Source organism: Stenotrophomonas sp. YJH_SMC_10, from assembly GCF_059371555.1.
Genome location: NZ_JCAFUS010000007.1, coordinates 1 through 11,911 on the forward strand (window position 1 = coordinate 1; position 11,911 = coordinate 11,911).

At 68.3% G+C, this 11,911-nt stretch carries 11 protein-coding genes and 1 rRNA gene; 6 read left to right on the forward strand and 6 right to left on the reverse strand.

Annotation, left to right across the window (positions count from 1 at the left end; translation table 11 throughout):
• The first annotated feature begins 3 nt into the window (after nucleotides 1–3).
• Nucleotides 4–118 (forward strand): 5S ribosomal RNA (gene rrf / locus AC5P9C_RS10745).
• Between the two features lie 402 nt (nucleotides 119–520).
• Here rrf and AC5P9C_RS10750 read toward each other — a convergent pair.
• From AC5P9C_RS10750 to hemH, 3 genes are all read right to left on the reverse strand, one after another.
• Complete coding sequence (locus AC5P9C_RS10750; RefSeq protein WP_495205159.1) at nucleotides 521–2,626, reverse strand: methyl-accepting chemotaxis protein; 2,106 nt, start codon at nucleotides 2,624–2,626, stop codon at nucleotides 521–523.
• Between the two features lie 290 nt (nucleotides 2,627–2,916).
• The gene (locus tag AC5P9C_RS10755) at nucleotides 2,917–3,771 is read right to left on the reverse strand and encodes an alpha/beta fold hydrolase (RefSeq protein ID WP_057494418.1); all 855 of its coding nucleotides are present in this window, start codon (nucleotides 3,769–3,771) and stop codon (nucleotides 2,917–2,919) included.
• On the reverse strand, nucleotides 3,768–4,730 hold the full coding sequence (hemH, locus tag AC5P9C_RS10760) for a ferrochelatase (RefSeq protein WP_057494419.1): 963 nt from the start codon (nucleotides 4,728–4,730) through the stop codon (nucleotides 3,768–3,770). Before hemH ends, AC5P9C_RS10755 begins: the two co-directional genes overlap by 4 nt.
• 164 nt (nucleotides 4,731–4,894) lie before the next feature.
• On the opposite strand from hemH, the gene AC5P9C_RS10765 reads away from it, so the two are divergent.
• The 4 genes from AC5P9C_RS10765 (at nucleotide 4,895) to tatC (ending at nucleotide 7,299) form a co-directional block, all read left to right on the forward strand.
• Complete coding sequence (locus AC5P9C_RS10765) at nucleotides 4,895–5,782, forward strand: lipid-binding SYLF domain-containing protein (protein WP_053504772.1); 888 nt, start codon at nucleotides 4,895–4,897, stop codon at nucleotides 5,780–5,782.
• Between the two features lie 75 nt (nucleotides 5,783–5,857).
• A complete protein-coding gene (gene tatA, locus AC5P9C_RS10770; protein ID WP_049471087.1) occupies nucleotides 5,858–6,085 on the forward strand; it encodes a Sec-independent protein translocase subunit TatA in 228 nt (75 codons plus the stop codon).
• A gap of 15 nt (nucleotides 6,086–6,100) precedes the next feature.
• Nucleotides 6,101–6,553: a Sec-independent protein translocase protein TatB gene (gene tatB / locus AC5P9C_RS10775; RefSeq protein ID WP_182068067.1), complete on the forward strand. Its 453-nt coding sequence runs from the start codon at nucleotides 6,101–6,103 to the stop codon at nucleotides 6,551–6,553.
• On the forward strand, nucleotides 6,550–7,299 hold the full coding sequence (tatC, locus tag AC5P9C_RS10780) for a twin-arginine translocase subunit TatC (RefSeq protein ID WP_005420449.1): 750 nt from the start codon (nucleotides 6,550–6,552) through the stop codon (nucleotides 7,297–7,299). The genes tatB and tatC overlap by 4 nt, the downstream gene beginning before the upstream one ends.
• 86 nt (nucleotides 7,300–7,385) lie before the next feature.
• Here the strand turns inward: tatC and AC5P9C_RS10785 are convergent, their stop codons facing one another.
• Genes AC5P9C_RS10785 through AC5P9C_RS10795 form a run of 3 tightly spaced genes read right to left on the reverse strand, consistent with a single transcriptional unit; the run spans nucleotide 7,386 to nucleotide 10,900 of the window.
• Nucleotides 7,386–8,297, reverse strand: coding sequence for a BPSS1780 family membrane protein (locus AC5P9C_RS10785; RefSeq protein ID WP_414615172.1), 912 nt, complete (start codon nucleotides 8,295–8,297; stop codon nucleotides 7,386–7,388).
• Nucleotides 8,298–8,346: 49 nt separating this feature from the next.
• Complete coding sequence (locus tag AC5P9C_RS10790) at nucleotides 8,347–9,093, reverse strand: glutamine amidotransferase (RefSeq protein WP_049471095.1); 747 nt, start codon at nucleotides 9,091–9,093, stop codon at nucleotides 8,347–8,349.
• Nucleotides 9,065–10,900, reverse strand: coding sequence for a GspE/PulE family protein (locus tag AC5P9C_RS10795; protein WP_495205160.1), 1,836 nt, complete (start codon nucleotides 10,898–10,900; stop codon nucleotides 9,065–9,067). The genes AC5P9C_RS10790 and AC5P9C_RS10795 overlap by 29 nt, the downstream gene beginning before the upstream one ends.
• An 83-nt stretch (nucleotides 10,901–10,983) precedes the next feature.
• Here AC5P9C_RS10795 and glyQ point away from each other — a divergent pair, with 83 nt between their 5' ends.
• On the forward strand, nucleotides 10,984–11,895 hold the full coding sequence (glyQ, locus tag AC5P9C_RS10800; RefSeq protein WP_014648902.1) for a glycine--tRNA ligase subunit alpha: 912 nt from the start codon (nucleotides 10,984–10,986) through the stop codon (nucleotides 11,893–11,895).
• Nucleotides 11,896–11,911: the final 16 nt, after the last annotated feature.

The following is an 11,911-nucleotide window of genomic DNA, read 5'->3' on the forward strand; positions in this document are numbered from 1 at the left end:
CTCCCTGGTGAAATTAGCGCTGTGGAACCACCCGATCCCATCCCGAACTCGGAAGTGAAACGCAGCTGCGCCGATGGTAGTGTGGCTCAAGCCATGCGAGAGTAGGTCATCGCCAGGGTTTACACCCAAAACCCCGCTGCTCACGCAGCGGGGTTTTTCTTTGTGCGCAGAACATGCGGGTAGTGCCGGCCGCTGGCCGGCAACCCCATGGCCCAGCATCGTCCCGGGAGATTCACGCGATGCGTGGGGGGGCTCCACGCGCAACCACGGTGCCAACCAAGGTTCGCAGCTACCGAGGGCAGGCGGATCAAGAGTAGATCCACGCCATGCGTGGATGCCCTCCGCGAGGAGGCATGGCGCCAACCAAGGTTGGCCGCTACCAATCGATTGCCGGCCAGCGGCCGGCACTACCGTCAGAACCACGTCATGCGTGCATGGGTTGTTCCTGCGACAAGCCTAAGCAATAAAAAAACGGCGCCCTGCGGGCGCCGTTTTCCTCAACGCGCGACGCAGGACCTCATCACGCCGCCCGCGACACTCCGTGCAGTTCCTGCTGGCGGAACACCGACACCGCCTCGGTGAGCGTGCCTGCCTGCGACTGCAGCTCGCGTGCGGCGGCGGTCGCTTCCTCCACCAGCGCGGCATTCTGCTGCGTGGCCTGGTCCATCTGCACGACGGTCTGGTTGATCTGCTCGATGCCGATCGACTGCTCCTGCGAGGCTGCGGAGATCTCATGCATCAAGTGGCTGACATTCTCCACGCCGCCGACAATGCCCTGCATGCGCAGGCCGGCATCGGCCACCAGCTGGGCACCCTCGCCGACCTGGCGGCCGGCCTCATCGATCAGCTTCTTGATCTCCTGTGCCGCGGCGGCCGATCGCTGCGCCAGCACGCGCACCTCACTGGCGACCACCGCGAAGCCGCGGCCCTGCTCACCGGCGCGTGCGGCCTCGACCGCTGCGTTGAGCGCGAGGATGTTGGTCTGGAACGCGATGCCATCGATGACGCCGGTGATGTCGCCGATCCGCTTCGAGGCGCCTTCGATCGCCTGCATGGTGTCGACCACCCGCTGCATGGCGACATTGCCGTCGCTGGCGGCGGCCTGGGTAGTGACCGCCAGCTGGCTGGCCTCGCGTGCATGGGCGGCATTCTGGCGCACGGTGGCGGTCAGCTCTTCCATCGACGCCGCGGTCTCCTGCAGATGCGCGGCCTGGCGCTCGCTGCGCTCGGACAGCGCGCCGTTGCCGGCAGCGATCTCGCTGGCAGCGGTACTGATCGAAGACGCGCACTGCTGGATGCGGCCCACCATGCGTGCCAACTGGCCGGCGGTGGCGTTGGCGTCGCGCTGGATGGCAGCGAACGCACCGTGATACTCGCCATGCATGCGCCGATCAAGATCGCCGCTGGCCAGCGCCGAGAGCATCTGCCGCACTTCATCGACAGTGCTGCCCAGCGTATCCAGCAGCTGGTTGATGCCACCGGTCAGGCCATCGAGGAAGCTGGCGCCCTCCGCTGGCTGCAGGCGCTGGTCAAGGTCGCCAGCGGCGGCGGCGGCGACGATGTCCGCGACGGCATTCTCCAGCTTGAGCTCCTGGGTGCGGTCATGCCACTCCACGGCAAAGCCCAGGCGCGTGCCCTGCGCGTCGAAGACCGGCGTAACGACCTGCGCGAAGTGCACCGGGCCGATCTGCACCTTGCCGTTGTGCGCGACCTGCAGGCCGTTGAGGATCGCGCGGATGCGGTCCGGGTTGGCGTGGAAGCGATGGATGCTGCTGCCGACCAGGCGCTCGGCGTCGAAATCAGGAAAGGCCTGGCGCAACGTCGCCTGCTGGTTGCGCAGCAGCGCGACCACCGAGCGGTTCACGTAGCGGATCACATGCTCGTTGTCGGCAATCATCATCGCGGTGCGCGACGCATCCAGCGCCTGGCGGATCTGCGCGTTCTCGGCATGCGACGCGGCTTCCCGTCCCCGCTGGGCCTGCACGTGCAGCGCAGTGTCGGCCAGGGCGTGGGCCAGCGAACCCGGTGCATAGGCCCCGGCATCGGCATGTGCCCCAAGATCGGCACCCGTGGCGATATCGCGTGCGAGTGCGGCAAGCCGACGCGGGCCATGGCCCAGTGCTTCGGTCTGCTGGCGCAGCCGCTGCGCGACCTGGCCGAGGAACAGGGTCAGCCCCGCGAGCATCGCGGCCTGCAGCAGCGTCGGCCACAGTGCAGCACCCGCCTGCGGCGGTACCAGCAGCGCGAGCGTGCCGACGCTGCCGGCCAGCCACACCGGCAAACGATCGCGATGGCCGAGCAGCATCCCCAGCAGCACGGCGATCGGCAGCGCCGGCGACAGGCCGACGATGGTGCATGCCAGGGCCAACTGCAGCGCGACCAGGACCGCCAGGCCGTTGCGGGCGATGCTGCGGCCGGCCAATGGACCTGCCAGCCACAGCGCCGGCAGCACCGCAGCCGCCATGCACGCAGCGGCCACGACCTGCGGGCCACGCAGGGCCAACGCCAGGCCTGCGACGGCCAGTGTCGCGCTGCCGATCAACAGTCGACGGTCAGCGCCGCGGGCGAGTTGCTGCAGATGCGGCAGGCGGGCGGCATCGGGGGGACGGGAGGATGCAATGGACATCGGAGGCTCCTGGATCAGCAGACGACAACGACCACGCCGCAGCACACGCAGCAGGGCGTGACCGGGGCATGTGTCGGGAATTCGAGGAATGCGGCGCGATCAGCGACGCGGAGACGGGACACCGTGGCCACATCCTGTGGGTGACGGTGCAGCAGAGCGGGCATGCGGACTTCCTTGCAGAACCAGACACACGCCGCAGGCCCGACCGGGCCCGCGTGCAGCGGGCGCAAGGGCCCGCAACTGGTGTATCGGCCGCGAACGCGCAGAGTGAAGCGCGTGCTCGCCTGCGCTCAGCCGGCGTTGTCGTTGCTGAAGAAGCGCAGGATCACTTCGGCGACCCGCGCCGGATCCTCCATGTGCAGGTGATGGTTGCCGGGAAACACCGCCAGCCGTCCATCGCGCAGGTGCCGCAGGCGATCGCTGCGCATCGGTTCGGGATAGTAGGGCTGCGCGGGAGTGGCATAGATCACCTGCGTCGGGCAGGTGATCGCCTGCAGCAGGTTGTCGATCTGGCCCTCGCTGAGGCGGATCGCCGTGGGCAGCATCAACCGTGGATCACTGCACCAGCGATAGCCACCCTCGACGGGCTCCACGCCACGCTCGACCAGCAGCCGCGCGCAGTGTTCGCTGAGCTGGTTGGTCATCATCCGCGCGCGGATCGGCGCGGCGAGGTCGGGGAACACGCGCAGCTGCTTGCGTGCCAGCGCCCGCGTCGCGTTCACGTGTTCGCGCAGGCGATGCGCGGTGTCCTCTTCGGGGCCACGCAGGCCACCGAGTGCTTCGATCGCCACCAGGCGCTCGACGCGATCACTGACGGCGGCGGTGAGGCTGGCGATGCCGGCGCCCATCGAATGGCCGAGCAGGCTGAAGCGGTCCCAGCCCAACGCGTCGGCGACGTCGAGTACGTGGCAGATGGCAGCGGCCGTGGTGTAGCTTGCGCCGGCCGGAAGATGGGCGCTGTGGCCGTGGCCAGGCAGGTCGACCGCCACCAGCTGCAACGACGGGAGGTGCGGGGCCAGCGGCACGAAGCTGGCGGCGTTGTCGAGCCAGCCATGCAGGGCCAGCACGCGCGGGCCGTCACCGGCGGTGCGCAGGCCGGCGACGCGTGCGCCCCCGACCTGGAGTTCAAACGGTTGCAGACTCATGCCAGCGAGGACACGGCCAGCCGCGCCAGCGCGCGCGCGTGCGCCGGATCGGCGTTGAGGCAAGGAATGTAGCGCATCGTTGCGCCGCGCTCGGCCAGCGTTTCGGTGAAGCCCAGCGCGACCTCTTCCAGCGTTTCCAGGCAGTCGGTGGCGAATCCGGGGCAGACCACATCGATCTGCTTCACGCCGGATTCGGCCAGCGCCCACAGGCTGGGTTCGGCATACGGCTGCAGCCAGCGCTCGCGGCCGAAGCGCGACTGGTAACCCATCTGCCAGTCGTCCTTGCCCAGGCCCAGTGCATGGGCGATGGCCTGCGCGCTGGCCGCGCAGCGCTGCGGATACGGATCACCCGCGTCGGCCAGGCGCTGCGGGATGCCGTGGAAGGAGAACATCAGTTTCTGGCCGCGGCCGTGCTGTTCCCAGTAGCGGCGGATCGAGCCGGCAACGGCCTCGACCCAGCCCGGGTCGACCGAGTAGTCGCGTACCAGGCTGACGGTCACGCCCGGGTTGCGCCGCTGCCAGGCATCGACCCGGTCCTCGACCGAGGCGGTGGTGGTGGTGGAGTACTGCGGGTACAGCGGCAGCACTACGATGCGGCGTGCGCCTTCGGCGGCGAGGCGGTCGAGCTCGCCGGCCAGTGCCGGTTCGCCGTAGCGCATCGCATGGCGGACCTTCAGCGTCGGCAGCAGGGATTGCATCGCCTCCGCCAGTTGACGCGTATGAACCATCAACGGCGACCCGTCCGGTAGCCAGACCTGCGCATACTTGGCCGCGGACCGGCCGCTGCGCAGCGGCAGGATCAGGCCGCGCAGCAGCGGCTGCCACAGCAGCGCCGGAATCGCGACCACACGGGGATCGGACAGGAATTCGGCCAGGTAACGACGTACGGCGGGGGCCGTCGGCGTCTCGGGCGTGCCTAGGTTGACCGCCAGCACGGCGGTATCGGGTGCGTCGAGCATGGGAGCATTGTCGCCGATCCGGCGCCGCGCCGGGATGCAGGGTTCGGATGGCCGGCATAGGCCGCGTCAATGCGGGCAGGCAACGCTCATTGGCGATTCATGACAACGCCACTAATTTCAGTCACTTGCTATATCTTCCTATGGACTGACTTCTGGAGCCTGCCATGCGTCGCCCGATCCAAGCCCTGCTGATCGCCGCCAGCCTGCTGTCCAGCCAGGCCATGGCCGGACCGCAGGAAGACCAGCGCGCCCGCAACGCCGTGCGCGTGCTGGCCGAAATCCAGGAAATCCCTGAACAGGGTATTCCGGACAAATTGCTCGACGAAGGCCGCGCAGTCATCGTCATTCCCGACACGATCAAGGCCGGCCTGGTCATTGGCGGTCGTCGCGGCCACGGCCTGATGTCGGTGCGCATGCCCAATGGCGCGTGGTCGAGCCCGGTGTTCGTCAAGCTGACCGGTGGCAGCATCGGCTTCCAGGCCGGCGTCCAGTCTTCGGACGTGGTGCTGGTGTTCCGCAACGACCGCAGCCTGGACAACCTGGTCAACGGTAAATTCACCCTCGGTGCCGATGCCGGCGTTGCCGCCGGCCCGGTGGGCCGCAATGCCGCGGCGGCCACCGACGGCCAACTGAAGGCCGAGATCTGGTCGTGGTCGCGCGCCCGCGGCCTGTTCGCCGGTGTCGCCCTGGATGGCGCGGTGCTGCAGATCGACGATGCCGCCAACCTGGAGGCCTACGGCAGCAACACCACGCCGCGGATGATCTTCGAAGGGCGGGTTGCCGGTTCCCCGTCGATGGACGTGGTCGCCTTCCGCGATCGCCTGGAGGAGGCCACCTACGCCGCGCGCAACAACCGCAACGGCACGGCTGGCACTGCGCCGCGTCCGGCCCCGGCGGCGGCTCCTGTGCCTGTTCAGGCAGCCCCTGCGGCCCCGGCCGAAGCGACCACTGCGCCGCTGCAGAACGTGCCGCAGACGCCGCCGCAGCAGCAGCAGGGCTTCCAGCCGGTCAACGACGGCGAAATCCGCACGGAAACGCTGGGCGGGAACTGACTTTCGTCACGCGCGCCGGCTAACAGCCGGTGCGCTATGCTCGACAGCCTGATCACTAACGTAACGAGCGTCTTTATGGGCAGTTTCAGCATCTGGCATTGGTTGGTCGTGCTGGCCATCGTCCTGCTGGTGTTCGGCACCAAGCGCCTGACCAGCGGCGCCAAGGACCTCGGTTCGGCGGTCAAGGAATTCAAGAAGGGCATGCGCGACGACGACAAGCCGAACGCGCAGCTGGGCGATGAATCGCGCAGCCAGGACGCCTCGCGCACCGCGCAGGACGAGCACGACCGCAGCCCTCGCTGATCCGGAGCGGTCGCGGTGTTTGATATCGGCTTCAGCGAACTGCTGGTGATCGCGGTGGTCGCCCTGGTGGTGCTCGGTCCCGAGCGCCTGCCCAAGGCGGCCCGCTTCGCCGGCCTGTGGGTACGGCGTGCCCGCAACCAGTGGGATTCGGTGAAACAGGAACTGGAACGCGAACTGCAGGCCGAAGAGATCAAGCGGCAGATGCAGGACGTGCGCCAGGGCATGCAGGACACCGAGAACCAGTTGCGTGCCAGCGGCGAGGCACTGCGTCGCGAAGCCCAGCAGGCGCAGCGGCAGGGCGATGAGCTGGTACAGGAAGCACGCGCACCCGCGCAGGCGGACGTTCCGCCGCACCTGGGCGGGCCTGCCGCGGAGGCACCCGCACGGGAGCCTGCTGCACCCGACGCGACCACCGCCGCTGACGCCGGTGCGGCGGCGCCGACGCAGCGCACGGAGCGCCAGCCATGAGCGAACAGGATTTCGGCGAGAGCTCGCTGGTCGAACATCTGGTGGAACTGCGCGGCCGTCTGGTGCGCGCCCTGCTTGGCCTGGGCGTGGTGCTGCTGGCGCTGCTGCCGTTCACCCAGAAACTCTACAACGCCCTGGCCGAACCTCTGGTCTCGCAGCTGCCCAATGGGCAGACGATGATCGCGACCAATCCGGCCGGCGCCTTCTTCGCGCCCTTGAAGCTGACGTTCTTCGTGGCCCTGTTCGTGGCGGTGCCGTGGCTGCTGTACCAGCTGTGGGCCTTCGTCGCCCCGGGGCTGTATGCGCGTGAGAAGCGCCTGGCGGTGCCGCTGCTGGTGTCTTCGGTACTGCTGTTCTACACCGGCTGTGCCTTCGCCTACTTCCTGGTGCTGCCGGCGGTGTTCCATTTCCTGACCACCTTCAGTCCGGACGTGATCGCGATCACCCCGGATGCGAACGCCTACCTGGATTTCGTGCTGGCGATCTTCTTCGCCTTCGGTGGCAGTTTCGAACTGCCGGTGGCGATGGTGATCCTGGTCCTGCTGGGCTGGGTGACGCCGCAGCAGTTCAAGGAAGGCCGCGGCTACGCGATCGTCGGCATCTTCGTGCTGGCAGCGGTGCTGACCCCGCCGGACGTGGTCTCGCAGCTGATGCTGGCGATCCCGATGTGCCTGCTGTACGAGCTGGGCATCCACGCCGCACGCTGGCTGGTGCCGTCATCGGCAGTCAAGAAGCCCGCCGCCTGAAAAGCCAAAAGGGGACGGAGGGGATTAAGTCGTTAGCTGCACACACTGGGCATAAACGACTTAATCCCCTCCGTCCCCTTTTTCCGTCAGGCGTGGAAGATGTCGCTCGAGGTCGGCGTGGTCGGGATCGGCGGCGCTGCGCGGCTGCCGCGGTGCACGAACATCTGCTTCCATGCGGCATAGACCGCACCGACATACAGCGGCATCAGCACCGTGGTCAGCACCAGCTGCGCGATGAAGGCGGCCGCCAGCGGGCCGCCGATCAGCATCGCGATCTGGATCACGATCACGAACAGGATGTAGATGCAGAACGCGGCGATCAGGCCAAGCACGGCGAACACGATCATCGCGCCGACGTTCTCGATGCAGCCCTGCAGGCTCAGGCGCAGCGCGTGCATGCCGCTCTGCTTGTCGAACACCACCAGCGCCGGCTGGGTGAACATTGCCAGCGACAGTGCGACCGCGCTCAGGAACACCAGCAGCATCCACAGTGCGATGCGCTTGGCCGGCAGGTTGGCCACCAGCGCCGCGGCATCGTCCGGCTTGATCTGCTGGCCACTGCGGCTGATCTCTTCCATCTTGGTCATGACCTCGCTGAAGGCGGTGAAGCCTTCGCGGCCGATCATCAGAAACAGCAGCGCGCCCAGCAGCAGCACCGCCAGCACCTGGATCGCCAGCGGCACCAGCAGGTGGCTGACGCGGTGGTCGCGGATCGGCTGCAGCAGGTGCGAGGACAGGCCCGGGCGGCCTTCGTCGATCTCACCCACGGCGTACAGCATGCCGCCGAACATGATCGGCGAGATGGCCAGGGTCATCAGCTGCACGGCCATGCCGGCGGCGCCGGGAATCAGCGTCGACAACAGCGTGACCACCCAGCTCACCAGCAGCCAGGCCAGGCCGATCCGGGCCAGCTGCAGCGGCGCACGCCGGTACAGCGAGAACGTATCCAGCAACCACTGGGCGCCCGCCGAGGCCGGCAGCTTGCGAATCTCTTTCATGGACATCCGGGAAGGACAGGAGGGGCCGGGCGCTTGCCCGTGCCGCCGATTATCCCTGTTTTGCCGCCGGCTGGGCTGAAGACAGCCGCGCCTGGCGAACGAAGCGGCGCAGCAGCTGGCGGGCCAGCGGTGCGGCGCTGACCGCGCGCTCGATGCTGCGGGCGCAGCCGCCATGGCGGCCGATGCAGTCGGCGCGGGCACGCACGTAGCCGCGCATGTGGTGGGTGGCGAACTCGGGGTGGAACTGTACGCCCCAGGCCTGGCGCCCCCAGCGGAAGGCATGGCAGCCATCCAGCGGCGAGCGTGCCAGCACTTCGGCGCCGTCCGGCGCGCGCAGCACGGTCTGCAGGTGGGTGGCGTGGGCGGCAAAGTGCTGCGGCAGGCCCTGGAACAGCGGGTCCTGCGCCGCCTGCGGCTGCAGCTCCAGTTCGATCGTGCCTGACTCGCGGCCGGCCGGGTTGTAGGCCACCTCGCCGCCCAGCGCGTGCGCCAGCAGCTGGTGGCCATAGCAGATGCCGAACACCGGCAGGCCGGCGTGGGCGGTCTGGCGCAGCCATGCGGCGCTGCGCTCACTCCATTCGGCGTGGTCGGTGACGAAGGCGGCCGAGCCAGTCACCAGCACGCCGGCGAAGGCGTGCGGATCGGGCAGTGCGCCGCCGTGTTCGACGTCGACCACCACGGTCTGGTGTTCTTCCAGCCCGGCGGCCACGCGGATCCAGTGCGGAAAGCGCCCGTAGCGGCGCAGCGACGGCACCGGGCGGCCGGTTTCAAGGATCAGGAACGGGGCTGGGTTCATCCGGGGGCGGCAGGACTGACAGGACTTCCTCGATTGTAGTCAGCCCCTGCGCCACCTTTTCAAGCCCGGCCTGGCGCAGGGTTCGCAGCCCTTCAGCCCGCGCGGCACGGGTGAAACCGGCCAGATCCATGTCGGCGCGGATCTGCCCACGCAGCCGCGAGCCCAATGGCAGCAACTCATACAGGCCGATGCGGCCAAGGAATCCGGTGCGCCGGCACTCCAGGCAACCGACCGGACGACAGGGCGTGGCGGCATCTGGATATGCAGCTTGGCTATCAGCCAGCACCGCCCAGTCGGCAGCACCAAGGGTGTGCGGCTGCTTGCAGTGCGGGCACAGCGTGCGCACCAGGCGCTGGGCGAGGATGCCGTTGAGGGTGCTGGCCAGCAGGTAGTGCGGCACGCCCAGGTCGAGCAGGCGGGTGACCGCCGACGTCGCATCGTTGGTATGCAGCGTAGACAGCACCAGGTGGCCGGTCAGCGAGGCCTGCACCGCCATCTGCGCGGTTTCCAGGTCGCGGATCTCGCCGATCATGATGATGTCCGGGTCCTGCCGCAGCAGCGTGCGCACGCCGCTGGCGAAATCCAGGTCGATGTTGGCCTGCACCTGCATCTGGTTGAACTCGGGCGCGATCATCTCGATCGGGTCCTCCACCGTGCACACGTTCACGTCGGGCGTGGCCAGCCGCTTCAGCGTCGAATACAGGGTGGTGGTCTTGCCCGAGCCGGTCGGGCCGGTGACCAGCACGATGCCGTGCGGGCGTTCGACCAGGGCGTTCCAGCCGGCGGCCTCCTGCGGGCTGAAGCCGAGCTGGTCGATGCTCTTGAAGGCGGCATCCGGGTCGAAGATGCGCATCACGCACTTCTCGCCGAAGGCGGTAGGCATGGTCGACAGGCGCATCTCGACTTCGCGGCCACCCGGCGAGCGGGTCTTGATGCGGCCGTCCTGCGGGCGCCGGCGTTCGGCCAGGTCCATGCGGCCGAGCACCTTGATGCGGCTGACCACGGCGGTCATCACCGCCGGTGGCACCTCGAACACCTTGTGCAGCACGCCATCGATGCGGAAGCGCATGCGCCCCATCTCGCGGCGCGGTTCCAGGTGGATGTCCGAGGCGCGCTGTTCGTAGGCGTACTGCAGCAGCCAGTCGACGATGTGCACGATGTGCTGGTCATCGGCATTGACGTCGCCGGTGCGGCCCAGCTCGACCAGCTGCTCGAAGCTGGGCAGGGTGGTGCTGGCTTCGCCGCGGACATCGCCGCGCGCGCCACGCACCGAGCGGGTCACCCCGTAGAACTCCATGGTGTAGCGGTGCAGGTCGAGCGGATTGACCACCGCCAGCTCGATGCTGCGGCGGGTCAGGTGCTGCAGGTCGCGGCGCCACTCCTGCACCAGCGGCTCGCTGGTGGCCACCAGCACCCGTTCGGCATCCACCGCCAGCGGCAGGAAGCGATGGCGGCGGGCGTAGGCGTGGGAGACCAGCGCGGTGACCGCGGCGACGTCGACCCGGGTCGGATCGATGCGCAGGTAGCGGCTGCCGGTGCGCCGGGCCAGCCATTCGGTCAGGCGTTCCAGGGTCAGTTCGCCACCGTCGTGGGCGGCCAGCTTGAGGTTGGACAGCAGCACCAGCGGGTGCACTTCGCTGGCATTGCGGGCGCCCTGTGCGGAAAACCGCATGCGCTCGACGTCGTGCTCGGCGACCAGGCCATCGGCCAGCAGCGCTGCGCAGACCTGTTCGAAATGCAGGCGTCCCCACGGCAGCGGGATGTCGCCTGGCTCGCCGGGCGTGCCCACCGGCAGCCGATGTTCCATCTGCCTGCTCCTCCCGGGTACGGAATGCCCCGCAGGTCGGCCGTTATACTAACGCACCCCCTTGCCGGCCAAGACTCGTACGCATGTCCGCGACCCCGACCGTTCCGATCACCTTCCAGGGCCTGATCCAGACCCTGAACCAGTTCTGGGCCCAGCAGGGCTGCGTGCTCATCCAGCCGCTCGACCTGGAGGTGGGCGCCGGTACCTTCCACCCGGCCACCTTCCTGCGTGCGATCGGTCCGGAACGCTGGAACGCGGCCTACGTGCAGCCCTCGCGCCGCCCGACCGACGGCCGCTACGGCGAGAACCCCAACCGCCTGCAGCGCTACTACCAGTACCAGGTGGCGATGAAGCCGGCGCCGGACAACATCCAGCAGCTGTACCTGGATTCGCTGAAGGCGCTGGGCATCGACCCGCTGGTGCACGACCTGCGTTTCGTCGAGGACAACTGGGAATCGCCGACGCTGGGCGCCTGGGGCCTGGGCTGGGAAGTCTGGCTCAACGGCATGGAAGTGACCCAGTTCACCTACTTCCAGCAGGCCGGTGGCCTGGAGTGCCGCCCGGTACTGGGCGAGATCACCTACGGTCTCGAACGCCTGTGCATGTACCTGCAGAACTGCGACAACGTCTACGACCTGGTCTGGACCTACGGCCCGGACGGGCAGCCGGTGACCTATGGCGACGTCTACCACCAGAACGAAGTCGAGCAGAGCACCTACAACTTCGAATACGCCGACGTGGACGAAATGTTCCACCGCTTCGATGCCTGCGAGCGTGAAGCGCAGAAGCTGGTCGAGGTGGGCCTGCCGTTGCCGGCCTACGAGCAGGTGATGAAGGCCAGCCACACCTTCAACCTGCTCGATGCACGCCGCGCGATCAGCGTGACCGAGCGCCAGCGCTACATCCTGCGCGTGCGCGCGCTGGCCCAGGCGGTGGCCAAGGCGTACTACGAGCAGCGCGAGAAGCTGGGCTTCCCGGGCGCGAAGAAGGCCTGACGGGCCGTCCGCACCC